Annotated in this window: 24 protein-coding genes; 10 read left to right on the top strand and 14 right to left on the bottom strand. The window is 71.7% G+C overall.

All coding sequences use genetic code 11. From position 1 onward, the window contains the following. A partial coding sequence (locus tag A3CQ_RS0136415; protein WP_020515891.1) for a sigma-70 family RNA polymerase sigma factor occupies positions 1-393 on the top strand: 393 nt, incomplete at its 5' end. Positions 394-469: 76 nt separating this feature from the next. Here A3CQ_RS0136415 and A3CQ_RS58060 read toward each other — a convergent pair. After that, positions 470-2,092: a glycoside hydrolase domain-containing protein gene (locus A3CQ_RS58060; RefSeq protein WP_020515890.1), complete on the bottom strand. Its 1,623-nt coding sequence runs from the start codon at positions 2,090-2,092 to the stop codon at positions 470-472. A gap of 297 nt (positions 2,093-2,389) precedes the next feature. On the opposite strand from A3CQ_RS58060, the gene A3CQ_RS0136405 reads away from it, so the two are divergent. The 3 genes from A3CQ_RS0136405 to A3CQ_RS0136395 all read left to right on the top strand — a co-directional run bounded on the left by A3CQ_RS0136405 (position 2,390) and on the right by A3CQ_RS0136395 (position 4,514). After that, complete coding sequence (locus tag A3CQ_RS0136405) at positions 2,390-3,055, top strand: DedA family protein (protein WP_020515889.1); 666 nt, start codon at positions 2,390-2,392, stop codon at positions 3,053-3,055. A gap of 43 nt (positions 3,056-3,098) precedes the next feature. Next, a complete protein-coding gene (locus tag A3CQ_RS58055) occupies positions 3,099-3,824 on the top strand; it encodes a hypothetical protein (protein ID WP_020515888.1) in 726 nt (241 codons plus the stop codon). A gap of 69 nt (positions 3,825-3,893) precedes the next feature. Next, complete coding sequence (locus tag A3CQ_RS0136395) at positions 3,894-4,514, top strand: HAD family hydrolase (RefSeq protein ID WP_020515887.1); 621 nt, start codon at positions 3,894-3,896, stop codon at positions 4,512-4,514. On the opposite strand, the gene A3CQ_RS0136390 is transcribed toward A3CQ_RS0136395, so the two are convergent. Beyond that, positions 4,507-5,451 (bottom strand): Dyp-type peroxidase, encoded by a 945-nt coding sequence (locus A3CQ_RS0136390; protein ID WP_245577489.1) that lies wholly within the window; start codon positions 5,449-5,451, stop codon positions 4,507-4,509. The two genes, A3CQ_RS0136395 and A3CQ_RS0136390, sit on opposite strands and share 8 nt — an antisense overlap. A 68-nt stretch (positions 5,452-5,519) precedes the next feature. Here A3CQ_RS0136390 and A3CQ_RS0136385 point away from each other — a divergent pair, with 68 nt between their 5' ends. Next, positions 5,520-6,356, top strand: a complete 837-nt coding sequence (locus tag A3CQ_RS0136385; RefSeq protein WP_020515885.1) for an SDR family NAD(P)-dependent oxidoreductase — start codon at positions 5,520-5,522, stop codon at positions 6,354-6,356. Here the strand turns inward: A3CQ_RS0136385 and A3CQ_RS0136380 are convergent. Beyond that, on the bottom strand, positions 6,349-6,924 hold the full coding sequence (locus tag A3CQ_RS0136380) for a TetR/AcrR family transcriptional regulator (RefSeq protein ID WP_026206601.1): 576 nt from the start codon (positions 6,922-6,924) through the stop codon (positions 6,349-6,351). The two genes, A3CQ_RS0136385 and A3CQ_RS0136380, sit on opposite strands and share 8 nt — an antisense overlap. 20 nt (positions 6,925-6,944) lie before the next feature. On the opposite strand from A3CQ_RS0136380, the gene A3CQ_RS0136375 reads away from it, so the two are divergent. After that, positions 6,945-7,727, top strand: coding sequence for a class I SAM-dependent methyltransferase (locus tag A3CQ_RS0136375; protein WP_020515883.1), 783 nt, complete (start codon positions 6,945-6,947; stop codon positions 7,725-7,727). Here A3CQ_RS0136375 and A3CQ_RS0136370 read toward each other — a convergent pair. Further along, the gene (locus tag A3CQ_RS0136370) at positions 7,717-8,844 is read right to left on the bottom strand and encodes a PQQ-binding-like beta-propeller repeat protein (RefSeq protein ID WP_020515882.1); all 1,128 of its coding nucleotides are present in this window, start codon (positions 8,842-8,844) and stop codon (positions 7,717-7,719) included. The two genes, A3CQ_RS0136375 and A3CQ_RS0136370, sit on opposite strands and share 11 nt — an antisense overlap. A gap of 6 nt (positions 8,845-8,850) precedes the next feature. Continuing rightward, positions 8,851-10,866 carry an alkaline phosphatase family protein gene (locus A3CQ_RS0136365; protein WP_020515881.1) on the bottom strand — a complete coding sequence of 672 codons (2,016 nt, stop codon included), beginning with the start codon at positions 10,864-10,866 and terminating at the stop codon, positions 8,851-8,853. A gap of 133 nt (positions 10,867-10,999) precedes the next feature. Here A3CQ_RS0136365 and A3CQ_RS0136360 point away from each other — a divergent pair, with 133 nt between their 5' ends. After that, complete coding sequence (locus tag A3CQ_RS0136360; RefSeq protein WP_026206600.1) at positions 11,000-12,214, top strand: glycoside hydrolase family 18 protein; 1,215 nt, start codon at positions 11,000-11,002, stop codon at positions 12,212-12,214. On the opposite strand, the gene A3CQ_RS0136355 is transcribed toward A3CQ_RS0136360, so the two are convergent. The 3 genes from A3CQ_RS0136355 to A3CQ_RS0136345 form a co-directional block, all read right to left on the bottom strand. Further along, positions 12,211-12,954 (bottom strand): LamG-like jellyroll fold domain-containing protein, encoded by a 744-nt coding sequence (locus A3CQ_RS0136355; RefSeq protein WP_020515879.1) that lies wholly within the window; start codon positions 12,952-12,954, stop codon positions 12,211-12,213. The two genes, A3CQ_RS0136360 and A3CQ_RS0136355, sit on opposite strands and share 4 nt — an antisense overlap. A 101-nt stretch (positions 12,955-13,055) precedes the next feature. Beyond that, on the bottom strand, positions 13,056-14,576 hold the full coding sequence (locus A3CQ_RS0136350) for a DHA2 family efflux MFS transporter permease subunit (RefSeq protein WP_026206599.1): 1,521 nt from the start codon (positions 14,574-14,576) through the stop codon (positions 13,056-13,058). Between the two features lie 132 nt (positions 14,577-14,708). Continuing rightward, the gene (locus A3CQ_RS0136345; protein WP_020515877.1) at positions 14,709-15,995 is read right to left on the bottom strand and encodes an NAD(P)/FAD-dependent oxidoreductase; all 1,287 of its coding nucleotides are present in this window, start codon (positions 15,993-15,995) and stop codon (positions 14,709-14,711) included. Between the two features lie 308 nt (positions 15,996-16,303). On the opposite strand from A3CQ_RS0136345, the gene A3CQ_RS0136340 reads away from it, so the two are divergent. Continuing rightward, complete coding sequence (locus A3CQ_RS0136340; RefSeq protein ID WP_020515876.1) at positions 16,304-16,819, top strand: SigE family RNA polymerase sigma factor; 516 nt, start codon at positions 16,304-16,306, stop codon at positions 16,817-16,819. Next, entirely contained in the window at positions 16,816-18,000 is a 1,185-nt protein-coding gene (locus A3CQ_RS0136335) for a TolB family protein (RefSeq protein ID WP_020515875.1), read from the top strand. Before A3CQ_RS0136340 ends, A3CQ_RS0136335 begins: the two co-directional genes overlap by 4 nt. On the opposite strand, the gene A3CQ_RS0136330 is transcribed toward A3CQ_RS0136335, so the two are convergent. The 6 genes from A3CQ_RS0136330 to A3CQ_RS0136305 form a co-directional block, all read right to left on the bottom strand. Next, a complete protein-coding gene (locus A3CQ_RS0136330) occupies positions 17,997-18,650 on the bottom strand; it encodes a tetratricopeptide repeat protein (protein WP_020515874.1) in 654 nt (217 codons plus the stop codon). The genes A3CQ_RS0136335 and A3CQ_RS0136330 overlap by 4 nt on opposite strands. A 27-nt stretch (positions 18,651-18,677) precedes the next feature. Next, positions 18,678-19,937: a tetratricopeptide repeat protein gene (locus A3CQ_RS0136325; RefSeq protein ID WP_020515873.1), complete on the bottom strand. Its 1,260-nt coding sequence runs from the start codon at positions 19,935-19,937 to the stop codon at positions 18,678-18,680. Beyond that, positions 19,937-20,887 (bottom strand): cyclase family protein, encoded by a 951-nt coding sequence (locus A3CQ_RS0136320; protein WP_020515872.1) that lies wholly within the window; start codon positions 20,885-20,887, stop codon positions 19,937-19,939. The genes A3CQ_RS0136325 and A3CQ_RS0136320 overlap by 1 nt, the downstream gene beginning before the upstream one ends. Positions 20,888-20,897: 10 nt before the next feature. After that, complete coding sequence (locus tag A3CQ_RS0136315; RefSeq protein WP_026206598.1) at positions 20,898-21,485, bottom strand: TMEM165/GDT1 family protein; 588 nt, start codon at positions 21,483-21,485, stop codon at positions 20,898-20,900. Between the two features lie 249 nt (positions 21,486-21,734). After that, positions 21,735-23,327 carry an alpha/beta hydrolase gene (locus A3CQ_RS0136310; protein ID WP_026206597.1) on the bottom strand — a complete coding sequence of 531 codons (1,593 nt, stop codon included), beginning with the start codon at positions 23,325-23,327 and terminating at the stop codon, positions 21,735-21,737. A 97-nt stretch (positions 23,328-23,424) separates the two neighbouring features. Further along, entirely contained in the window at positions 23,425-24,639 is a 1,215-nt protein-coding gene (locus A3CQ_RS0136305) for an MFS transporter (RefSeq protein ID WP_020515869.1), read from the bottom strand. 83 nt (positions 24,640-24,722) lie between these two features. Between A3CQ_RS0136305 and A3CQ_RS0136300 the strand changes: the two genes are divergently transcribed. Continuing rightward, on the top strand, positions 24,723-25,313 hold the full coding sequence (locus A3CQ_RS0136300) for a TetR/AcrR family transcriptional regulator (protein WP_020515868.1): 591 nt from the start codon (positions 24,723-24,725) through the stop codon (positions 25,311-25,313). Positions 25,314-25,348 lie beyond the last annotated feature (35 nt).

Raw genomic sequence — 25,348 nt, 5'->3', positions numbered from 1 at the left:
ACCCACACCCTCGGCCGCTCCCCGACCGTCACCGACATCGCCACCCACCTGGCGATCACCGAGGAAGACGTCCTGGAAGGCCTCGAAGGCGCCCGCGCCTACAACGCCACCTCCCTGAGCACNCCGATCTCCGCCGACGGCACCACCGAACTCGGCGACACCCTCGGCGGCGAAGACCACGAATACGAACTCGCCGAAACCCGCGTCGCCCTCGGCCCCGCCCTCGCCACCCTCGACGACCGCGAGCAGAAAATCCTGACGCTGCGGTTCTACGGCAACCTGACCCAGTCGCAGATCGCCGACCAGATCGGCATCTCCCAGATGCACGTCTCCCGCCTGCTCACCAAGGCGCTCACCAAGCTGCGCGGCCAGCTGGCCGGCGACGAGATCTGAGTTCACCTCCCGAGACAGCGCGCGGCCGGCCCGGTTCGGGCCGGCCGCGCGCTTTGTCGCGAGAAACCGAAGAAGATCAGGCCAGCGGGCCGAAGTTGCCGAAGTACCCCATGCCCTTGACGCCGATCATTGACTTGCCGTTGCTGCGGTACAGCAGCATGTAGTTGTCGCTCTTGCGGATCGTCATGACGTCGGCGTAGCCGTCCCGGTCGAAGTCGCCGACACCGACGACGTCCCGCAGACCCATCCAGCCGCCCCCGAGAGAGATCCGGGTGCCGTACGCCGCGCCCGCCTTGCCCGGGTACAGGTACAGGATGCCCGTGAAGTTGTCCCGGGCCACGAAGTCCTGGTACCCGTCGCGGTTGAAGTCGCCCACCCCGGTCAGCTCAGTCATGGCGCTCCACCCCGTGCTGAGCACCTTGCGGGTGCCGAGGGCCGTACCCGCCTTGCCCGGGTAGAAGTAGAGGTAGCCGCCCTGGATCGCGACGAGGTCGGGGTAGCCGTCCTTGTTGAGGTCGCCGACCCCGGCGATCTCGCGCATCGCGTTCCAGCCGCTCCCGATCTTCTTACGGGTGCCGAAGCCCGCGTTCGTGCCGGGATAGAAGTACAGGTCGCCGTTGGTCTGCCGGGCCACCACGTCCTCGCGGCCGTCCCGGTTCAGGTCGCCGACCCGGACGATCTGGGTCATCGTGTTCCAGCCGGAGCCGATGTACACGCGCTTGGCTGACAGCAGGGTCGTCCCGCTGCCCGGGTACACGTAGAGGTAGCCGTTCGACGGGTTCTTGATCAGCAGGTCGGACCAGCCGTTGCCGGTGAAGTCGGCGCGCTGCGCCGAGGGCAGCGGAGCGTAGTCGACGTAGTTGCTGTCGACATTGATCGTCACGCCGCCGTGCGTCTCCAGGTGGCCGCCGAGGTACTGCTTCATCCGCCGCTTGCCCGGCCAGGCGGTCGCCGGGATGTTCGGGTCGGTCAGCGTGGCCGTCTTGTTCCAGCGGGCGAAGTCCACATAGTCCGGTGGGACGTACCCGGAGGCCGAGTAGTTGGCGACCTGGTCGGCGATGCCGGAGCTCACGCTGGAGTAGTAGCCGGAGAAGTAGCCGAGCTCGTGCAGCTGCTGCGTCCAGCCGTTCATGAAGGTCAGCACGCCGGTACGGCAGGCCGAGTCGGTGTTGTTGTACGACTCCATGTCGTAGATCAGCACGCTGCCGCGGGCCAGCCCGAGCGCGCCGGCCTGGGTGACCGCGTCGGAGGCGGCGGCGCGGCCCATGGCGTCGGCCTGGGTGTTGTCGATCCGGTGCGGCATGGTCGTGCACGAGGCCTGCGGGCCGACGTACAACGGCAGCAGCTTCCAGCCGGAGGTGGTCTGCTGCTGCACCCAGTCGGCGGTGAGGTTGGCCTGCGTACAGCCGCGGCTGACCCCGCCGATGTAGACACCGATCGCCCGGTAGGCCGAATCGTTCCGCCACGCGGTCATCGAGGAGCTCGCGGGCGCGGTGCACGCGTCGAACGCGTACCCGGTGAAGCTGCCGGGCTGGACGGTGCTGTACGCGGCCGCGGCGCCGGCGTTGGCGCGGGCCAGTGCGAAGAGTGAGGCGGCCAGAACCAGGACGAGGAACGATGCCTTGATGGCGAGACTGCGACGTTCCGGGCTGAGTATGACGGCGCCGCTGGCGTGCCGCGGCGAGTGGGCTGCCCCCATGATTGCCTTTCTCGGCGGAAAACGACCCAGGGAGCTAACCAACTGATCATCGGAGTCACCTCCGCCGAACGGCTTGATCCGGACAAGCCGCTCGGCCCTATCTATAGACAAAGTCCTATAGGAGTGACCGGCTCACGACGGGCGGTGACAAATCGCCGGCCTCCGTGGCATCGCCCGCCTCCGGGGCGCCATCCCGACCCGGCCGCTGATTTTCACACCATCGGGGAGATCGGAGCTTCAACCACAGAAGTGACTCCGCAGGTTTCGGACGGTCCTCTGCGGCTACCGTGTTAGCCGATGCCACCTACTGCCGAGCTTCCCGGGTTCCTGCACGGAGTCGCTCCGATCCTCGATCGCTGGGGTTACGCCGCCGTCGCGGCGATGATCGGCGTGGAGAGCTTCGGGGTGCCCGCGCCCGGTCAGACCATCATGGTCGCCGCGGCCATCTACGCCGGCGCCGGCCGGCTCAACATCGTCGGCGTCGCCGCGATCGCCTTCGTCGCCGCCGTCCTCGGTGACAACGTCGGTTACTGGATCGGCGTGCGCGGCGGCCGCAAACTCGTGCACCGCTGGGGCAAGTACGTCTTCCTCACGCCCGAACGTTTGACCCGAGCGGAGGGTTTTTTCGCGCGACGTGGAAGTCGTATTGTTGTCATCGCTCGTTTCATTGACGGTCTCCGGCAGTTCAACGGCGTGATCGCGGGAATCACCGCGATGCCGTGGCGCACCTTCCTGCTCTACAACGCGATCGGTGCGGCTCTCTGGGTCGGTTGGTGGACGAGCATCGCGTATGCGCTCGGTACCCATCTCGTCGAGATCATCGAGCACGCACACCGATACAAATGGTGGGCAATCGCCATCATCACCCTCGCGGTGATTGCCTACATCACCTTGCACCTCCGGCACATCAGACGCCGGCGAGCCCGCAGCGCCGCGGTAGCCGTCAAGGAGCCACAGGGCTGAAGGAAGCCTGGGCCGCCGGGGGTGCGAAACGGAAGGAGAGTTCGTGACCACCCCTCAGCTCGACCGCCGTCGTGCCCAGTCGGCGGCCGCCGGCGCCGCCGCGGAAAAGGCCCGGCAGGCCGTGACGGAGCTGGACAACCGGCTTCGCACCAACACCGAGCTCAGCCAGCAGCAGTCACAGGCGCTGCGTAACGCCGAGGCCGAGGTCAAGCGCCTCAAGCGATCGCTCAAGACCCAGGAACGCGACCGGCAGCGCCTGTCCAAGGCGCACAAGAAGGCCGTCACCAAGGCGGAGAAGACCCAGAGCCGCGCCTCGGACATCGACTCCAAGTACGACAAGGCCGTTCTGGCCGACCTGATCCGCCGGGAGAAGGAGCGCGACCTCAAGGCCGCCGCCCCCGTCGCCCCGGCTGCCGCCCCCGTGGCCGCGGCCAAGCCCGCGCCGGCCCCGGCGCCCGTAGCGGCGGCCGCGCCGGCGCCGCAGGCCGCGCCGGCCACCACCGCCCCCGCCGCAACGAGGACGCCGGCCACCAGGACGGCACCGGCCACCAAGGCGACCCCCGCCAAGACGGCACCGGCCAAGACCGCCCCGGCCAAGACCGCCCCCGCCAAGACGGCCACAACCACGTCCACGGCCACCACCGCTGCCAAGTCCACCGGCACCGCCACGGGCCGCGCCACCACGACCGGCCGGGCCACCACGGCCCGCAAGGCGACCCCCGTTCCCGCGGCCGCCCGCCGGGCGCCGCGTCGCACCACCGGTAGCTGATAGCACCATCACACTCAGGCCGCCCCCGGCAAGCAGTTGCCGAGGGCGGCTCTGTGCAACGCTCGAACCGTGGCTGACCTCAACCCCGCCGATATCCGGGCCGTCCTCTTCGACATGGACGGCACGCTCGTCGACTCCGATCGCGCCGTCGAACGCTCCTGGCTCACCTGGGCGGCGGAGTACGGCGCGGACGGCCCCGCGGCGTACGAGATGGCGCACGGCAGCCCCAGCGAGCCCACGGTGCGCAAGCTCCTCGCGCACCGGAACGAGGACGAGATCCGCCGGGCCGCGACGCGGCAACTTGAGCTGCAGTACGACGATCTGTCCGACGTGGTGGCCACGCCCGGGGCGCTCGACCTGCTCGCCGCGCTCGGCCGCAAGGGCCTGCCCTGGGCGGTCGTGACCAGCGCCGACGACCGGCTGGCCAAGGCCCGCCTGACTGCCGCCGGCATCACCCCGCGCGTGCTGGTGACCACCGACGACGTCGCGACCGGCAAGCCCGACCCGGCCGGTTACCTGCTCGCCGCCGAGCTGCTCGGCGTCCCGCCGGAGAACTGCCTGGTGGTCGAGGACGCCGAGGTCGGTCTGCAGGCGGCCCGCTCGGCCGGCGCGCACACCGCCGCGCTGCGCGGCCTCGACGGAGACCTGCGGCTGCGAAGCCTGGCCGACCTCGAGAAGTTCCTCAACTAGGAAGGTCGTCGAGGAACTCGGCGGTCGGCACGAAGAACAGGGAACCGGTCACCGCGGTCGAGAAGTCGAGGATCCGGTCGTACGTCCCGTACGGGTCGCCGAGGAACATCCGGCGCAGCATGAGCTCGGTCACGTCCGGCGTCGAGGCGTACGCGATGTAGTAGGTCCCGTACTCCCCCTCCTTGATCGACCCGAACGGCATGTTGTCCCGGAGGATCTTGAGTTCGCTCCCGTCCGGGCCGTCGACCGTGTTGAGCGCGACGTGCGAGTTCGGCGCCTTCTCCGCGAGCTCGACATTGTCCAGCTTGGTGCGCCCGATCGCCGCCTCCTGCTCCTCCACCTTCAGCGCGTTCCACGCCGCCAGGTCGTGCAGGTACTTCTGGACCAGCACGTAGCTGCCGCCGGCATAGTCGGGATCCTCGTCGCCGATCAGCGTGTGCCGGGCCGCCAGCTCGCCGGCCGGGTTCTCCGTGCCGTCCACGAAGCCGAGCAGGTCCCGCTCGTCGAAGTACTTGAATCCGTGCGTCTCGTCGACCACGTCGGCCACGTCCGCGAGCCGGCCCGCGATCTTCGAGGCCAACTCGAAGCAGACGTCCATCTGGCCGGCCCGAATGTGGAAGAGCAGGTCACCGGGGGTCGAGGGCGCGGTGTGCCGCGGGCCCTTCCAGGACCGGAACTTGTGCAGCCCGGCCGGCCGCGGCGCGGTGAACAGCCGGTCCCAGAGCTCGGCCCCGATCCCGGTGACGCAGGAGAGCATCGCCGCCGGCAGCCGGAAGCCGACGGTCCGCTGCAGGGCGCTCATGTCCTCGAGCAGACCTCGCACGGTGTCCTCACCGCCCTCCCGGACGGTCATCACGAGGAACATGGCGGCGTCGGTGAGCGGGGCGAGCACCGCCTGGGAGTTCACGAGCGGGTGCTGCGAGCGAGGCGCGGTCACGATCCGCAGCTTACGGCCCGGGGACCCGATAATGGACCAATGAGTGACCGGAAGCCGGCGGCGCGACGATGAAGCGCTTCGCGTTCGCCGGGCGCACCTGCCTGATCACCGGGGCCTCCAGCGGGATAGGCGCCGCGCTCGCGCTCGACCTGGCCAAGCGCAAGGCGGTGCTGGCGCTGCTCGACCGGGACGCCGAGGGGCTGTCCCGGGTCGCCGATCTCGCGCGGGAGGTCGGCGCCGGCTCGGTCACCACGTACGTGATCGATCTGAGCGACGGTGGCGACCGGCTAGACCTGGCCGCCGAGATCGCCTCCCGTCATGGCGGGGTCGATCTTTTGATCAACAACGCCGGCGTGACGCTGACCGGCACCTTCGAGCAGAACCGGATGGCCGACTTCGACTGGCTTCTCGAGATCAACCTGCACGCGGTGATCCGGATGACCAAGGCGTTCCTGCCGCAGCTGCTGGCCCGGCCGGGCTCCCATGTGGTCAATGTGTCCAGCCTCTTCGGACTGATCGGGCCGCCCGGCCAGGTCGCCTACGCGACCAGCAAGTTCGGCGTGCGCGGCTTCAGCGACGCGCTGCGGCACGAGCTCGAGCCGCGCGGCGTGGGCGTCACCGTGGTACATCCGGGCGGCATCAAGACCAACATCGCGGCGAACGCGCGGCTCAGCGGCGCCGACCCGGACGGCGAGCAGGCCGAGCAGGCACGCCGCTTCGCCGAGACGGCGCTGACCATGCCGCCGGCCGAGGCGGCCCGGCAGATCGTCGCGGCCATCCAGGCGCGCCGGCCCCGGCTGGTGATCACCCGCGAGGCGAAGGCGGCCGACTGGCTGGTACGGCTCACCCCGACCCGGTGGTGGCAGCTGAGCCAGCGCCTGGCCCGCCGCCGCGATCTCACCTGAGGGTGGTCGACACCATCCGGTGGAGGACGTCCGGATCCGGCGGCATGTCCTTCCACTCGGCGAAGAGCAGGTTCGCGCCACCCATCACGGTGGCGGCGAGCGTCTGGACGTCGGCGTCGGGCGCGATGCGGCCGCGGTCGCGCTCGGCCGACAGGTAACCGGCGATCATCGCGGTGCCCTCGCCGATCAGCGGGAAACGGGCGGTGCCCGCCGCCCGGAGCCGGTTCCGCAGCTCGTCGCGGGCGATGATCAGGACCACGATCGCCATCATCACCGGGTCCATCACGGTCAACAGCGCGCGGGTCAGGTTGTCGGCGATCTCGCCCGTTCCGGCCGTCTCGCGCAACGCGTCCGCCTGGATCTCGACCCACGCGATGCGATCGAGGACCAGGTCGGTGAGGAAGGCGTCGAAGTCGGCGAAGTGCCGGTGCAGGACGCCCTTGGCCACGCCGGCCTCGGCCGTGACGGCCCGGCTGGTCAGGCCGGTGGCGCCGGCCCGCATCAGCACCCGCACGGCGGCGTCGAAGAGCTGTTGCCGTGGATCTTGCAGCGCTACGCCAGTGGGCATCCGCCCACTATAGTGGGCGCATGGTCACTCAACCGCACCAACAGCGCCGCATCGCCGAGTCGTTCGGGGTCGACCCCGCGCGTTACGACCGTTCCCGCGCGCCCTATCCCGCGGCCATGATCGAGCGGATCGTGTCCGCCGCGCCCGGCGCCGACTTCCTCGACGTCGGCTGCGGCACCGGCATCGAGGCCCGGCAGTTCCGCGCGGCCGGCCGCCGGGTGCTCGGGGTCGAGGCCGACCCGCGGATGGCCGGCTTCGCCCGGGCCGGCGGCATCGAGGTCGAGGTCGCGAAGTTCGAGGAGTGGGAGCCGGCCGGGCGCGCCTTCGACGCCGTCGTCTGCGGCACGGCCTGGCACTGGGTCGACCCGGTGGCGGGAGCGGCCAAGGCGGCATCGGTGTTGCGGCCGGGCGGGGTGCTGGCGCCGTTCGGGCACGTGTTCGAGCTGCCGCCCGCGGCGGCCGAGGCGATGGCCGCGGCGTTCCGGCGCGTGGTGCCCGACTCGCCGATGCGGTTCGACGGGTCGATCCTGGACGCCTACCGGGGGCTGTACGACCGAGCGGCGGCCGGAATTCGCGAGGCCGGCGGCTTCGACGAGCCCGAGATCTGGCGGTACGACTGGGAGCGCTCGTACTCCCGGGACGAGTTGCTGGAGCTGCTGCCGACCTCGGGCGGACTCAGCAGTTTGCCGCCGGAGCCGGTGGCGTCGGTGCTGGCGGCGGTGGGCGAGGTGCTCGGCGACCGGATCACCCTGCCGTACGCCACCTGGGGTCTGACCGCGACAAAAAAGCCGATCAGAAAATAGCGAGCCGCCGCCGGTCCTGGCCGTTGATCGTGGTGAAGTCGCCGCCGGCCTCGAGGGTCCCGGTCGCCCGGTTCACGCTCAGCACGCGAACCCCGATGACGCCGTTGCCCTGCGGCGCCCAGGGTGACAGCGCGCCGGCGGCGGTGACCGCGGCCAGCTTGTAGCGCGGCTCCGAGCCGTCCACGCACGCGCCGTGCGCCCCGTTCTTGCTGGTCAGACAGGCGCTGTCGAAATGACCGCCGACGTAGGTGACACCCCGGTCGACGGCGATGGCCGCCGCGTCGCCGTCGAAGACCCGCTGCCAGCGCAGGGCGCCCGTGGTCGCGTACGCGATCGCCCGCCCGCCCACGCCCGCCGTGGCCACATAGATCCCGGCCGCGTCCAGCGCGACCGCCCGCACCTCGGCCGGCACCCGCGCCCGGAAGGTCTCGTCGACCACCCCGGTCACGCCGTGCACCGCGGCCAGCCGCAGCGTGCCCCGCTGGTCGTTCACGAAGTGGAAGGCGCCGCCCAGGTAGACCCGGTTGCCGTGGGCCGCGAGCGCGTGCACGGCGTCGTCGGCGGTGGGCCGCCACCCGTTGTCCAGCTCCCCGGTCTCCAGCGAGAACGCCGCGAGGTTCGACCGCACCTTGCCGTCCACGTCCACGAAGCTGCCGCCCAGGTAGAGCCGCCCGTTCCCGGCGGTCAGCGCGTACGCGGTGCCGGTGAGCGTGTGCCGGAACGGCAGCACGGTGTCGGCGACCGGGCTGAGCCGGGCCAGCGAGTCGCGGGTGTGCCCGCCGACCGCGTGGAAGTCGCCGGCCGCGTAGATGCTGTCGCTGGCGGCGGCCAGCGCCCGCACCGTGCCGTCGGCGGCCGGCGCCCAGCTCAGCAGCGCGCCGGTACGCGCGTCGAAGGCCGCGAGCCGCAGCCGCGGATAGCTGTGACCGTGGTACGAGGCGCTGGTGAACGCGCCACCGACGTAGACGACCGGGCCGACGTGCGTGATCGCGTAGACGCCGCCGTTGAAGGTGGGCCCGGTGTCGAGCGCCCGTCCGCCCACGGCGGTCGCCTCCGCCGGCAGGCCGAACAGGAGCAGGGCCGCGGCGACGGCACAGAACGCGAGCAGTTTGGGCACAAACCTCTAACCGTCACGCGTGCGGGAAAGTCTCGGCTCGTCCTCCAGGGCGGCCGCCTCGGCGTCCGCCACCAGCGACCGGGTGCGCAGGCCCAGCATGTCCAGCCAGTCGACGAGCTGGAAGTGAACGGCGTCGGGCCCGTCGAGCTCGGGGCGGGCCACCGGCCAGCGCGCCGGGTGCACCAGCACCGCCTCGGTCTGCCAGCCGCCGAGCCCGCCGTGCGAGCCGACCAGCTCCTCGAAGGCCGCCACCTCCTCGGTGACCGGGTCCACGCAGCTGATCAGGACGAGGTCGCCGACGTGCGCGGACTCCTGGTGCCGCAGCAGGTCGGCGCGGGCGTGCGGCCCGTACGGCAGCAGCGGGTCGACGCCCTCGACCGTGTTGTCGCGCAGCCGGTGCACTCCGGAGGTGCCGAAGACGACCGGACCGTCCTCGTCGCGTACGACCACCAGACCGACGCCCGGATGGGCCGCGAGGCCCGGAATCAACCTCGGGTGCGCGCGGTCGATCTCCGCCCGGGTCAGCCGGTGCCGGAACTCGGTCAGATAGAGCAGCGACAGGTTGCCCGACGAGACCACCATCGGCGGCGACCCGGCGCACAGCCGCTCCACCAGCTCGTCGAGCGTCTCGCCGTAGCGCTGGCGGAACGTCGCGCCCTGGCTCTGCCCATGATCGGAGAGCACCACGATGTGGTAGCGCCGGGCCGCCTCGCTCGCCAGCCGCTCCAGCACGCCCAGCATCCGGTCGAGGCTTTCCAGCTGCCGCATCGACTCCGGCCGCGCCGGGCCCGCGTGGTGCGCCACCTCGTCGTAGTCGACCAGGTCGCAGTAGATCGACGGCGCGCCCCGGGCCATCTGCTCGGCGATCAGCGAGATGTTCACGTCGCGCAGCAGCATCGAGGCCGGCCGCAGCGCCAGGAACGCGCCCGAGCGGCTGACCCGCGGCAACAGGTTGCGACGGCGCTGCAGGCGGGCCTGGTGCAGCTCGGTGATGACCTCGCCGACGCCGAGCACCAGCGCGCGGGTGAAGCCGTACGGCGAGGCCATGAACGCGGCCCATCCGCGGGCCGACCGGCCAGGCAGCGCCGCGTGGCTGACGGTGAGCAGGTTGACCACCGCGTCGCCGCTGAACGCGTTGCCGATGCTGACGCCACCGTCGCGGAGCAGGCCGCGCCCGTCGCTGAGGCGGGGCTCGATCATCGCCGCGTCCCGGGGCCGCGTGGAGACGATCAGCTTGCCGGTCTCCTTCTCGTACCAGCGGAAACCGGGGATCTGCCGGGTGGCGCCGTGCAGGATGCCGGCCTGCGAGGCGGGCGTGGTCGACGGCAGCCCGGTGTGCCAGCCGCGCATCGTGTGGCTGCCCGAGCGCAGCCAGTGCCCCAGCGTCGGGAGGTTCCCGGCGCGCACCGCCCAGCGCAGCACCGGCTCGGACAGCCCGTCGAACTGGATCATCAGCAGGCCCGGCTCGGTGCCCGGGCGGGGGCGGCGCAGGGTGAGGAACGGGCCGCCCGCCTGCCGCGCGCTGCGCCGGCGCACCCCGCGCATGAGCCGCTTGGCCTCCTTGACGAACGTGTCGTCGGTGCCGCTGTCGAGCATCCAGTCGAGGATGGCGGCAAAGATCACGGCCAGGATCGCGGCGACGACCAGCGTCGGCAGGCCGCTGATCCGGTTGGCCGGGTCGATCTCGAGCGCCACCACGATCACCACGATCTGGACGATCACGCCGAGCAGCATGGCGCCCCAGCCGCCGAGCGCGACGACGCCGACCAGCAGCAGCGGCCGCAGCACCGCGCCCACGCCGGCGACCAGCAGCACCAGCCCGAGCGTGTCCACGATGTCGGCGCTGGCCACGCCCGGCATCAGCCAGAGCGTCGCGGTGAGCACCACGAAGGTGACCAGGCCGCTGCGCAGCACGGCCCGGAGCCGGTTGAGAATCCGCCGCCAGCTCAGCAGTGCACGCAGCTCGGCTCCGCGGTCCCGGGTGGTCGGCGCGGGCGGGGGCTCATGCGGGCTAACGGCCACCGGGCAACAATCGCACAGCTTGCCGACCCGATGGCGTCGCGTGCCGGGAATCACCCTGGCACTCGCCCGGCTCTCCGGCGGCACTCCTTCGGGGGAGAGACGCGGCCGTGGTACCCCGATTACGGTCGGCCCAGTGCGTCTCTTGCTCGCCGCCGTGCTGTCGCTGGCGCTCTTCGCCTGCTCGTCGCCGCGGCCGTCACCCGCTCCCCCGCCACCCGGTCCCAAGGTGGTCGGGTACTTCACCGACTGGGGGATCTACGGCCGCGACTTCCAGGTGAAGGATCTCGACACCGACGGATCGGCCGACCGGCTCACCCATCTGGTGTACGCGTTCGGCCGGGTCACCGACGGCCGCTGCTCGCCCGCCGACTCGTGGGCCGACTACCAGAAGCCGATGACCGCCGCGGACAGTGTGGACGGGGTCGCCGACAGCCTCGACACCCCGCTGCGTGGCAACTTCGGCCAGCTCCGCAAGCTCAAGCGCGAGCACCCCGGCCTCAAGGTGATCTGGTCGTTCGGCGGCTGGACCGGCTCGGACGGCTTCACGGCCGCGGCCCGCGACCCGTCCGAGTTCGCCGACTCCTGCCACACGCTGGTCACCGATCCGCGCTGGGCGGGCCTCTTCGACGGGATCGACATCGACTGGGAGTACCCGAACGCCTGCGGCCTGACCTGCGACACCAGCGGTTCCGAGGGACTGGCCCGAGTGCTGGGCGCGCTGCGGGTCGCCTTCGGCCCCGACGAGGTGATCAGCGCGGCCGTCCCGGCCGACGTGGGCAAGCTGGCGAAGGCCGACTATCGGGCCGCCTCCCGCGAGGCCGACTGGCTGAGCGCGATGACCTACGACTACTTCGGCACCGGCGCCGACGGTGGTGACGACACGACCGACCAGCACCGCACCGAGCCCCACTCGCCGCTCACCACGTACCCCGGCATCCCCCGCGGCTCGGCGACCTCGTCCGCGACGATCGACAAGCTGCTCGCGCTGGGCGTTCCGCCGGCCAAGGTCCTGCTCGGCATCGGTTTCTACGGCCGCGGCTGGACCGGCGTCACCTCCGCCGGCCCCGGTGGCACCGCGAGCGGCCCGGCCGGCGGCCGCTACGAGAAGGGCATCGAGGACTACGAGATCCTGGCCAGGCGCTGCCCACCCACCGGCACCGCGGGCGGCACCGCCGTCGCACATTGCGGCACGCAGTGGTGGTCCTACGACACCCCCAAGACCATCAAGACCAAGATGTCGTACGCCCGGAGCAAGTCCTTGGGCGGAGCATTCGCCTGGGAGCTCTCCGGCGACACCTCCCACGCCGATCTGCTGACCGCGATCTCGACCGGCCTCACCAGCCCCTAGCCGATCTCGACCCAGACGTTGTCGAGGGCGCCGTTGAACTGGTCGTTGTCGGCGAAGGCGCCCTTGCCGCCGATGCTCAGCGGGCGCTCGTTGGTGACCGACAGCTTGGCGGGGACGGCGGTGCTGCCCCGCGCCACCCCGTCCACGAGGACGGTCAGCGTGGTCGCGGCCCGCCGGCAGGAGACCGCGTGCCACCGTCCGTCGGCCACCGAGACCGTGCTGGTGACGATCCGGATCCGGGGCTTCTTGTCGTCGACCAGCACGCAGCTGGGCCGGCCCGCCACGCCGTCCACCTGCAGCTTCCACTGGCTGCTGGTGGTGGAGTAGCCCTTCTGCACGATGTTCTGGCCCTTGCTGGTCTGCCCGGGCACGATCAGCACGTCCGCCCCGTACGCGATGTCGCGTGTCCCCGGGTTGAGGTCGGCCGAGCTGGGACTCTGCAGCGCCACGTGCGGGCAGACGGCGGTGGCGCAGTGTGCCGGGAAGGCGAGGGCCGTGCCCTGCCCGTGCACCACCGAGCGGACCGCACCGCCCTGGCCGGAGACGACGCTCAGCGTGTGCCCGTGCCCGGACTCGTCGAGGATCGCCCCGGCCCGGCCGTTGAAGGTGTACCGGGCGGTGACCACGCCGTTGTCGGGCACCACGGCCGGGGCGGGCGCCGGACCGGCGACGGCCGGAGCGGGCGTCGGACCGGCGACGGCCGGGATGGCGAGGAGGGCGGCGAACCAGCGTGAACCCATGCCCGAATTATTACTTGTGACGTTTATGTCCGAAGGAACAACCCCCCCGCGAACCGGCCGATCATGACTGCCTGAACGACCTAATCCGCGGGGCGACCAGTTCAACCGGCGTGCGCGACGGCCCCGTCGACCGGCAGGTCCTCCTTGCGCACCTGGATCAGCACCGCGGCGACCACGGCGGCGGCCAGGAGCATCACCGACGCCCAGGTGAACGCGGACGAGTAACCGTCGATCTGGGCGAGCAGCCCGATCTTCTGCCCGTCCTGCGGGCTCGTGGCCGACGGCAGGTGCGCCACCGCGTACGCGGTGATCGCGCTGGTCGCGATCGTGTTCAGCAGCGCCGTGCCGAGCGAGCCGCCCACCTGCTGGGTGGCGTTGAGCGCCGCGCTCGCCGCGCCCGCGTCGTGCTCGGGCACCCCGACCAGCGCGAGGCTGGACAGCGGCACGAAGGTGAAGCCGAGACCGAGGCCGAGGAAGAGCTCGGCCGGCATCAGGTGCACCCAGAACGACGTGTCCAGCCCGATGAAGCGCAGCGAGAACATCGCGCCGGCGGCCAGGATCGGCCCGACGATCATGAGCGGTTTCGCGCCGATCCTCGGCAGCAGGTTGCTCGCCACGCCGGCCGAGATCAGCACACCCACGGTCACCGGCAGCGCGGCGAGGCCCGCCTTGAGCGGCGTGTAGCCCAGCACGTTCTGCAGGTACAGGATCAGGAACAGGAACGCGCCGAGCAGGCCGGCGCCCACCAGCGCCGACGTGATGTACGCGCCGCCCCGGTTGCGGTCGGCCACGATGCGCAGCGGCAGCAGCGGGTTGCGGACCCGGGCCTGGATGATCACGAAGACCACGAGGAGCGCCAGGCCGCCGCCGATGAAGGCCAGTGTGGTCGGCGAGCCCCAGCCCTCGGCCGGCTTGGCCGCCTCGGTGAAGCCGTACACCAGCGAGGCGAGGCCGAGGGTGACCACGATCGCGCCGGGGACGTCGTAACTGGTCTCGCCATGCGCCCGGCTCTCCGGCACCAACGGGATGGCCAGGGCCAGCGCCACCAACGCGACCGGAATGTTCACCAGCAGGCACCAGCGCCAGTTCGCGTACTCGGTGAGCACGCCGCCGAGCAGCAGGCCGACCGCCGACCCGCCGCCGGCGATCGCGCCGTACACGGCGAACGCCTTGGCCCGCTCGCGCGCCTCGGTGAACAGCACGGTGAGCAGCGCCAGCGAGGCCGGGGCGAGCAGCGCGCCGAACGCTCCCTGCAGGGCCCGCGCCGCGAACAGCATCGCGCCGCTGGTCGCCAGTCCGCCGAGCGCGGACGCCGCCGCGAAGCCGATCGCGCCGACCATGAAGGTGCGCTTGCGTCCCCAGTAGTCGGCGATCCGCCCGCCGAGCAGCAGCAGGCCACCGAAGGCCAGCGTGTAGGCCGTCACCACCCACTGCCGGTCGGCGTCGGAGATGTCCAGCGCCTTCTGCGCGCTGGGCAATGCGATGTTCACAATTGTCGCGTCGAGCACGACCATCAGCTGGGCGATCGCGATGACGCCGAGCGCCACCCAGCGCTGCGGATGCGGCCCGCCGGAAATCCCGGTGGCCCTTTCGACAGTTGACGTTTCAGCGGCGGCGGTCATCGAATCGCCCTTCCCCGAGGCTCCCCTTAAAGCGCGATGGTATTCACGGGGAAATCGAAAACCGCCACTTGAGCTGGGTAATGAGACGCTACTAACGCTCTCAGCGCAGTCTCAGGAAAATGTTTGTGTGTGCTACGACTCAGGCGATTGACTTTCCAGCGGAACCGCTTCTCCGGGAATGAGTCCGAGTTGGACGCCATGCCGGCCGAGAAGCGAATCGAGCAGCCAATCGCCGGCCACCCGCACCCGGTTGCCCGGCATCGACAACAGGTGGTATCCGCGGGTGACCACCTTCGCCGGGAATCCCTGGATCGCGACGCCGAGCGGGTTCGCGGCCGAGTCGAGCCCGCCGAGGTCGACCACGAAGCCGAGATCGTGGTGCTTGTACGCCCGCCGCCGGCCGTGGCCGTACGACGCCGCGATGTTCAGCGCCGCCGCCGTCCCGTGCCGCGTGGCGTGCTGCGCGGTCATCCCGGTGAGCTCGCCGGGCATGGTCAGGTCGGGCACCGCGGCCGCGTCGCCGATCGCGTAGACGTCGGGGTATCCCGGCACGGTCAGGAACTCGTCGACCACGAGCCGGCCCTCGCGGGTGGGCAGGCCGACGTGGTCGACCAGCGGGTCGGGCCGCACGCCGACGCACCAGATAAGCGAGCGTGTCGGCACGTACTCCCCTGTGGACAGATGCACACCCTCCGGGCCGGCATCCTGCACGCTCGTCCTGGTGAGGATCTCCACGCCGCGCTCGCGCAGCACCCCGTCGGCGGCGTCGGCGAGCCGGCGGTCGAGCGAGGGCAGCACCCGGTCGGCCGTGTCGACCAGCAGCCAGCGCGGCAGGCCCTCCAGCTCGGGCCAGGGCTTGACGAGGTCGTTGGTGTAGAGCACGCCCTGCGCCGCCACCTCGGTGCCGGTGTAGCCCGCGCCGACCACCACGAAGGTGCTCCGCGCCCGCCGCTCGGCGTCGTCGGCCGCGTTGGCGGCCATCTCGATCTGCCGGGTGATGTGGTCGCGCAGGTAGAGCGCCTCGGAGATGTTGCGGAACCCGTGGGCGTACTGGGCCACCCCGGGCACCGGCAGCAGCTTGTTCACGCTGCCGACCGAGATCACCAGCCGGTGGTAGCCGATCTTGCCGGTGCCGCCCTCGGGGTCGGTGTAACTGACCGTACGGCCGTCCAGGTCGAATCCGTCGGCCTCGCCGAGGATCACCCGCACCCCGGGCAGCGCCGTGGCCAGCGAGACGGTGACCCGGCGCGGCTCGAGCAGGCCGGTCGCGACCTCGGGCAGCAGCGGCAGGTAGAGGAAGTAGTCGGTCGGGTTGATGATGACGATCTCGGCGCTGCCGTGTGACAGCTTGGCCAGCTTGCGGGCCGCCGCGAACCCGGCGAACCCGGCGCCGACGATCACGATCCGGGGACGTGCCATGCCGTTCCTCCCGTTCGAGTCGCGTCACCCCGACGCTATCGAATACCGCGGCCGCGTGAAGTGATGAACGACTCGATGGCCGTTCGGCCACCTCGGAAATCCACCTTTCGGCCGTCGACCGCCGAGGGGTGAATTCACGTCTTCGTATGTGTCGGCCGGTGCCCACACGGGGAGGCATCGAACGGCGGGGGCCCCACGGGGTTGCTGGGGCGATCGTTTGGGCGAAGGGGGGAGGCGTGACGACCACCGCGGTACTTGAGCCGCGTGGGTACGCTCACGTCTCCCACCACCCCCCGATCGGACACCTCATGGACGCCCGAGAGGCCGACTATGCGCAGTTCGTCCGTGCCCGGACACACGCATTGTTGCGCTCGGCGTACCTCCTGACCGGAGATCAACATCTCGCCGAGGACCTCGTGCAGGAGGCGCTCGCGCGTACCCATCGGGCCTGGCTGCGCCTCGAGAAACCGGAGAACGCCGAGGCGTACGCCCGGAAGATCATGTATCACGCCCAGGTCTCGCTCTGGCGGCGGCCGAAGGTGGCCGAGGTTCTGCCCGGCGAGCTCGTGAGCGAGCCGGCCGGCGACGACGAGGCCGAGGCCGCCGTGCAGCGCCTCACCCTGCGCCGGGCGCTGCTCGCGCTCACCGCCAGGCAGCGCGCCGTGATCGTGCTGCGGTTCTTCGAGGACCACACCGAGGCCGAGGCCGCCCAGCTGCTCGGCGTCTCGGTCAGCACGGTGAAGACGCAGACCGGCCGCGCCCTCGAGCGCCTCCGCGCGCTCGTGCCCGACCTGGGCGTGCTCACCTCGGAGAAGCACCGATGAGCGACCGCCTGCGTGACGCGCTGCACGATCTGGCCGACGCGGCCGAGCCGGCCGACCTCTACGACGGCTCGGTCCGCCGCTCGCGCCGGATAGCCCGCCGGGAGGCCACGATCGGCACCGCCGCCGCCCTGGCCGCGATCGCGCTGCTGGCCAGCGGCCTGTGGCGGATGCCCGGGCACGAGACGAAAGGCTCGCCGACCGCGCTGCACCCGTCGGCCGCGGCGACGCGCGCGCCGCTGCCGACGACCGCGCCGCCGCCGGCCCACCACTCCCCCGCGCCGACCCATCACGCGGCGGCCAAGGCCAGCCCGACCGCGCGGCGCAAGAACCAGCCCCGGGTCGCCGCGTCCACCGCCACCCCGCGATCGCGCGCGCTCGCCGACCTGCCCGGCCACGTCTTCTACCAGCAGCCGGGCGCCGACCCCGACGTGCTGCGGCTGTCCCCCGCCGACGGCGCCGTCCGGACCGTCCTGCCCCGGGCGCCCTCCCCGGTCGGCATCTCGCCCGACGGCACCAGCATCGCGTACGCCGTGAGCGGCACCCTGCTGGTCGAGCGCGACGGCGGCCCACCGGAGCAGGTCGCGACCGGCGTGAGCACCGATGCGCAGCCGCCCGCGTGGTCGCCCGGCGGCGATCGGCTGCTCGTCGACGCCAGCACGCCGGCCGTCCTGCAGGTCGGCTCGGGCACGCTCACCCCGCTCGCCGGCACGCTGGCCGACGGCCGGCATTTCCGCTGGTCGGGCGATGGCAGCGCGCTCGTCTACGCCACCTCGTACTGCGTGCTCAAGGTCGCGGCCGGCGGCTCGGACACGGCGGTGCCGGTGCTGGGCGACAAGCAGCCGGCCGACAACCCGGACGGCCTGGCCGCCTGCAAGCCGACCAGCGTCGACGCGACCGGCGGCCGGGTGACCGTGCCGCTGCAGAGCACCGGCGAGACCGGCGCCGACGGCGCGGACACCGCCGATGCCGTGGTCGACACGGCCACCGGCGACGTGGTTCCGCTGCCGGTGGCCGGCAGTGTGGTCGGCACGTACTTCGCCCCGGACGGCGACCTGCTGGTGCGCGCCCGGCACGGCGAGCGGACGACGCTGTCGGTCTTCACTCCCGACGGCCGCTTGCTGGTGCAGGCCACCGAGCCGCGCGAGCTGGCCGGCCTCGATCTGCTGGCCTACACGCGTTAGTCCTTCTTGCGGCCGAAGAGCTTGAAGCCGCGTTTCCTGGGGGCGGCCTCCCGGGCGGCCTCGCCGTTGAGCACGGCCAGCCGGTGCTGGGCCACCGGGTTGTCCGGCTCCATCCGCAGCGAGGTGAGCAGCGCCTGCCGGGCCTGGTCGGTATGGCCGAGCGCGTCCAGCGCCAGCCCGTGCGTGAAGTAGTAGTGCGCCTCGCCGGGATCGAGCCCGATCGCCGTACGGGCGGCCTGCTCGGCGTCGGCGAACTGCCGCTCGGCCGAGAGCAGCGCCCAGGCCACCCGGTCGTGCCAGAGCGGGTTCGCCGGCTCGGCCACCACCGCCCGGTACGCCATCGTGATCGCGTCCTCGTGCCGGCCGAGCAGGCTGAACGCGCGGCTCGCGATGGCCGGCGCGCGCGGGTCGTCCGGGGCGAGCGCGATCGCCCGGTTCGCCGCGTCGAGCGCCGCCTGGTTCTCGTCGAGCGCGAGCCGCAGCCGGGCCATCAGGTTCCAGCCCTCGACCGACGACGGATCGGCGGCCAACGACGGCTCGAGCGCCCTGACCGCCTCGGCCGGATCCATCCGCTCGAACAGCGCCGTGGCCCGGGCGATGCCGAGCTCGACGGCGGCCCCGGGTGCGCCGGTCTGGGCGAAGTCGGACACATGACTATCTTCGGCGATTTGCCCCCTTTAGGAGCGGATTCCGCGGAACCTCCCCCGACGGGCCCGGCGGCGGCGCGTCAGTATCACGAGGCAGATCACGGCCGTGAGAACCAGCAGCAGGGCGCCCACCGAGAACCACCAGGCCTCGTCGCTCGCGTCGATCTCCAGGACGATCGCGGCGACCACACAGCCGATCACCACCCACCACAGCACGATGCTCACCCGGTCGACCGAGACGTTCACCCCGGCCGAGCGGACGTGCGCGTTCGACGCCGAGACGGTCAGCAGCCGCACCGCGAAGCCGCCGATCGCCGCGATGCCGAGCAGCCATGGCAGCGAACCGGCCGGCGCGACCGTTGACGCCAGCAGAAGAGCTAGGCAGATTGCGGCGCCGATCGCGGCGATCCGCTGCCGGCCCTGGGTGAGCACGGTCAGCAGGTACGCCCGGAGCGAGCGATCCAGGCGCACGACGAAGTACGCGGCGAACAGCATCGGCGCCAGCGCGGCCGCCCCCGCCACCACCCGCGCGCCACCGACCGAGAACTCGGTCATCCGCCAGCCCACGTACGCGAGCACGGCGAGCAGCACCGCCGTGTAGACCAGGAACCGCCGCAGCGCCACGTCGAGCATGAACCGGCTGGCCTGCTGCCGCGGGTCGGCCCGCAGCGCCCCGGCCAGCCCGCTCGCGCCCCGGGCGAGCCGGCCCAGGGCGAACGGGTTGCGGTGCACGACGTCCAGCGTGGCCAGCTCGTGCTGGGCCACCGCGTTGTCCGGCTCGAGCGCGAGCGCGTCCCGCAGTGCCTGCCGGGCCCGGTCGGTGTAGTCCAGCTGCTTCATCACCATGGCGTAGGTGATCCGGAAGTCGGCCTCGTTCGGGTCGAGCTGCACCGCGAGCCGGGCGGCGTGCTCGGCCTCCACTCCGCGCTGCCCGTCGCCCAGCAGCGCCCAGGCCACCCGGTTGTGCCGGTACGCGTTTTCGGGCTCCAGCTCGGCGGCCCGCTGGGCCAGGCGCACCGCGTCGTCGTGCCGGTCGAGCCCGGTGAACGCCCGGCTGAGCGCGCCGAGCGCCTCGGCCGACTCCGGCGCGACCAGCACCGCCTGATGCGCGACCCGGAAGGCCAGCTCGGGCTGCTTGAGCGCGAGCTGCGCGTGGGTCATCAGCACCAGCGCGCGCACGTTGTCCGGCTCGGCCGCCAGGACCGGGCCGAGCAGCTCGGCGGCGGACGAAGCGTCGCCGCGCTGGAACTGCACGGCCGCCATGGCGACGGCCGTGCCCGCCTCATTCATTACTGAACCGTAGTCGGCAGCCAGCCGGCCGAGCGCGTGTGGTCGTGCGGCTCGAACCACGGCATGGTCGCGAACGCGCGTACCGGGAACGTGCCGACCCCGCTGATCCGCGGCGGCGCGGCGGTGAACCGGGCGCCGGTCGGCGGGAGCTGCTCGAGGCCGGTGAGGTGCTCGACGATCGGGATGCCGGCGGCCAGCAGGATTGTGTGCGCGGGCCGCTCACCGCCGCCGGCCGCCGACATGTCGTCGAGGTTTACCGAGTCGATCCCGACCAGCGCCGCGCCCCGCTCGACCAGCAGCCCGGCGGCGTCCGCGGTGAGGTACGGGTTGTCCTCCGCGTACGCCGGCGTCCCCCAGTGCCGGTCGCCGCCGGTGTGCAGCAGCACCGCGTGCCCGGCCACGGTCAGCGGCTCGAGGTCGCTCGCCTCGACCGCCCGCCGGCCCTCGCCGATCGTGCGGACCACCACGACCGGCAGCCCGGCGAGCCGCTCGAGCGGCAGGCCGGCCAGGTCGGTGCCGCCCTCGTAGCGGTGCCGGGGGCTGTCGAGGTAGGTGCCGGTCTGCCCGATCAGGTCGACCCGGTCCATGCTGAACTCGGTGCCCTCGGCGTACCGGGAGCGCGACTCGGCCCAGGTCAGGTGGGGGCTGATGGCCGGGCCGGGCACCCCGGGGAACGTGGTCATGCCGTCCGAGATGACGTGGCTGAGCTCGACGAACTCGAGGCGGATCGGCGAGTGGCCGCTCGGTTCGGCCTGCTCGCCGAAGACTCGGACCGAGTCGAGCTCGACCCGCTCGACGTCGCGCAGGCCGAGCGCGGCCACCAGCAGCGCCGAGATCTCGGCGTGGGTGACGTCGGCGTGCGGCACGTCGATCCGCAGGCCCTGGGTCCGCAGGCTCCCGCCGCTGGTGAGGGTGACGGCGGCCTCGAGCTCCGCCCGGTACTGCAGCACGGCTGGTCCCCTATCGCAGTTTGATGATCGCTTCCACGATCAGCCAGATGCCGAAGATAGCGAAGAGCGCGGCGGCGCCGTACTTGATGGCCTTCTCGGGCAGGTGCCGGCCGAGCAGCCGGCCCACGAGGATGGCGAGCGCGTCGGCGGCGACCATGCCGATCGTCGAGCCGAGCCAGGTGCCGAACCAGCCGTGCTGGGTGGCCAGCGTGATCGTCGCGAGCATCGTCTTGTCGCCGAGCTCGGCCAGGAAGAACGCGCCGCCGACCGCGAGGATGGCCGATCCGGTCGTCCGGTTGGCCTTGGTCTTCTCCTGCTCGGTGAGCTCGTCGCCGCGCAGCGTCCACGCGCCGAACACCAGGAACGCGATGCCGGCGATCAGCGAGATCCAGCCGGTCGGGAGGGTGGCGCCGAGGCCGTAACCGATGCCGACGGAGACCGCGTGCACGAGGGCGGTGGCCACCGTGATGCCGATCAGCACCGGCACGGGCTTGAACCGGGTCGCGAACGTCAGCGCCATGAGCTGCGACTTGTCACCCAGCTCGGCCACGAAGATGACCGCAAAGCTGATCGCCAGCGCGGCGAGGAAACCATTCACGAAAAACTCCCGGTGCTTCGGACCGGGAGGAAGGCGCGGGGCGGCCTCGACCCGGCCGTCGATGATCAACAGCCAAGTCGAAGGTCTCGCTCGCCTCAAAGAAAGGCCGCGCGGCCGGACCTCGAAAGATCAGCATGTCGACCGCGGCGTTCGGAGCTACTCCCCTTCGCGAGATCAAGCATACCGGGCACATCCCCAACGCCACCCAGGTGGTAACACAACTCACCACCCGGGCGGTCGTTGGGTGCGTCACCGGCCGATGAGCTCCCGCTGCAGCTCGAGGCGGGTCTGGAGGGAGTTCGCGCGCTTCGCGGTGGCGGCGCCGTTGGCCGGGTTCGGCTGCGGGATCGGCGGGCATTTCTTGTCGGACCGGTCACCCCGCAACCGCTTCGGCAGTACGCCGGTGGCCAGGAACGAGGCGATCGCGTTGTCCACGCAGTCGTCGCCGAAGAGCGAGCCCGCGTGGGTGGTCCCGTCGACGCCCTCGATCAGCGCCGAGCGCGGGAAACGCTTGCGCACCTCGAGGCTGCCGGTGAACGGCGTGGCCGCGTCCAGCGTCTCGCTGATCAGCAGGATCGGCGGCACGGTCTCGCCGGAGACGCTGACCGGGATGCCCGGCGCGGCCGGCCAGGTGCGGCACGGCGCGTTGTACCAGGCGTTGGCCCAGGTCTCGAACGGCGCGCGGCGATGCACCTCCCAGTTGTCCGCGAGCCACTTCGTCCAACTCGTCGGCCAGGGCGCGTCGGTGCACTGGACGGCCAGGTACATCGCGTACCCGTTGTCGGCGCCCGGCGTCTGTGGGTTGTTCCGGTCGTAGAGCTTCTTGAGCGGCTCCGGGTCGTGCTTGCGGACCCACGCGCTGAACGCCTGCGCGATCTCCTCCCAGCCGAAGACGTAGTACCCGGCCTGCAGGAAGACGTCGGTGAACTCGGAGGAGCCGAGCACACCACCGGCCGGCGCCTTGTCCAGCTTGGCCCGCTGCGCGTAGTAGAGCCGCTCGACGGCCCGCTCACTGCGCCCGAGGTGGTAGATCCGGTCGTACTTGGCGAGCCAGGCGAAGTAGATCTTGATGTTCCGGTCGAACGCGATGTCCTGGTCGAGGTTCGAGTCGTACCAGACCCGGGCCGGATTGACGTTGCCGTCGAGGACCATCCGCCGCACCCGGGACGGGTACCTGGTCGCGTAGACCTGGCCCAGATAGGTGCCGTAGGAGAAGCCGTAGAAGCTGATCTGCGTGGCGCCGAGCGCGAGCCGGATGCTCTCCATGTCCCGCACGGTGTCCTGCGTCTTCAGGTGGGCGAGCAGCGGTCCGCCGGCCTTCGCGCAGTCCTTCGCGTACTTCTCGGCCCGGGTGAGCCAGGCCGTCTCGATCGCGGTGGTGCTGGGCACGTACGGCGGCCGGCGGTACCCGGTGTAGTCGCTGTCGCAGGAGAGCGACGGCTTGCTGGCGCCGACCCCGCGAGGATCAAAACCGATCCAGTCGTACGCGTCGCCGGCGCCCTTGGGCACCAATGAGCCGATCACCGCGAGCGTCTGCCCCTTCGCGCCCGGTCCGCCCGGATTGACCAGCATGACGCCCTGGTACTTCGCGTCCGGCACGGTGTGCTCGATCCGCGACACGGCCAGGTCGAGCGTCGGCCCGCCCGGGTTCTGGTAGTCGATCGGCACGGTCAGGAAGCCGCACTCGGCCTTGCGCGCCGCCAGCGACGGGTCGGTGCACGGCCCCCACTTGATCTCCGGATTGCCGGCCTTGTGGCGTCCTGGATCCGCCTGAGCCTCGGTCGCCGCGGCCCCGATCGCCAGCAAGGCGATCGTCATGCCCGCCGCCAGAAGTCTTCTCATCCCAGCCCTCTCGTGTCCGATTCGCCCCAATATGCTGGGGCGTGGGCGGTCGCATCGGGACCGTCCACGCCGGGGCGCACGAAAGAAACTGTTCGGACTACCGCTTACGGACCTGCTGTACCACGAGGGCCGTGGCGCCGAGAACGGCGACGGCGATGCCGTAGACCAGGGCGGTCGGGTGCAGGCCGAAGGAGGTCGCCGCGAATCCGGCGATCACCGCCGGGACGCTGAACGCCGTGTACGCGATCACCAGCGCCACCGCGAACAGCTCGCCCCGCTCGTGCGGCGCCGCCAGGGTCGCGAGAGTGCCGAACGAGGCCAGCGCCGAGGCGCCGAAGCCGATGCCGGAGATCACCGTGCCGGCCGCGGCCAGCGTGATGCTCTCCCACTCGAGACCGGCCACGCTGACCACCGAGCCCAGCGTGAGCAGCACGGCGGCCACGGTGAGCACGCGCGGGGTCGGGACCTTCCGCATCGCGTACGAGGTGATCGCGCCAGTGCCGCAGAGCAGGGTCACCACGAACCCGCCGACGAGGTGGTTGGTGAGCCCGAAGACGCCGGCCGCCACGGACGGGCCCAGCGACAGGTAGAGCCCGCCGATCGCCCAGCTGGCCACGATGATCGGCGCGATCGCGAGGAGGTCGGCACGCAGCCGGGACGGCACGCCGAGCCGCGGCGAGAGCGAAGCCACAGCGCCGGGCCGGCGGGCCGAGGTCTCCGGGATCCGGGCGACGACGTAGCCGGCCAGCACCATCGCGGCCAGCAGCAGCGCCCAGATCAGGTGAGTCGGCTCGGGGGCGAACTGGACGAGGGCACCGCAGCCGAGCGCGCCGACGGCCAGCCCGGCGACCGGGGCGATGCCGTTGATCAGGCCGGCGCGGCCGGGCGCGTGCGGCGGGTTCAGGTCGACCAGGGCGGCGCCGAGCGTGGTGAGCGCGGCGCCGGTCGCGATGCCCTGCAGCAGGCGGGCCACGAGCAGCACGGTCACGTCGCCGGCGGTGAGGAACAGGGCAAGCGACGCGGCCTCGAGCGTGATCGCCGCGGCCAGCACCGGGCGGCGGCCGACGTGGTCGGAGAGAGCACCGAGCGAGAGCAGCGCGCCGATCAGCCCGACCACATACACCGCGAAGACCACCGTGAGCGTGGTGGCCGAGAAGCCCCAGAGGTGCTGGTAGACGACGTACAGCGGGGACGGTGCGGCGGAGGCGGCCGCGAAGGTCACGAAGACGGCGGCGATCGCCGCGAACGCGACCGGGTGAGAAAGCCGCGCACGGCCGCGAACGGCCGGCCTGGCTTCGGCAACGGTGGTCATCTGGCGATTCCCTCCAACAGGAGAACAGACAGGTCTGTCTGCCTGCACGAGGGTAGACAGGTCTGTCTGGTATCGTCAAACGCATGTCCGCTGCATCACCTTCCGCGCCGGCCAAGAGGGCCACGGCCCGCGAGCGCCTGCTCGCCGCCGCCGATGAGCTCTTCTACGCCGAGGGCGTGCACACCGTCGGCATCGACCGCATCATCGAGCGGGCCGGCGTCGCCAAGGCCTCCCTCTACAGCAGCTTCGGCAGCAAGGAGGAACTCGTCCGGGCGTACCTCGAAGGCCGGCACGAGATCCGCCGCAAGCGCCTGCTGGCCGGTCTCGAGCGCTTCGACAACCCGCGCGACCGGCTGCTCGGCGTCTTCGACGTGCTCGGCGAGCTCACCGCCACGCCCGGCTTCCGGGGCTGCGCGTTCTACAACGCCAGCGCCGAGTCGGTGGCCGCGGGTGGCGCCGTCGAGCAGGTCTCGAACGCCAACCGTGCCTGGACCAGGGGCCTGTTCACCCAGCTCGCCGAGGACGCCGGGGTCGCCGACGCGCCCGCCCTCGCCGACCAGCTGATGATCCTTTACGACGGCGCCTCGGTCGGCGCCCGGATGGACAAGAACGCCGGCGCCGCGTCACTCGCCCGCCTGGTGGCCACCCGGCTCGTGGACGCCGCCGAGAAATGAGAATGCCCGCCGAACCGGCGGGCATCCTCCACTCC

Source organism: Paractinoplanes globisporus DSM 43857 (assembly GCF_000379645.1).
Classification (GTDB): Bacteria; Actinomycetota; Actinomycetes; order Mycobacteriales; family Micromonosporaceae; genus Actinoplanes; species Actinoplanes globisporus.
Note: the sequence above shows the minus strand (reverse complement) of the source record. Positions and strands in the feature narration are given on the sequence as shown.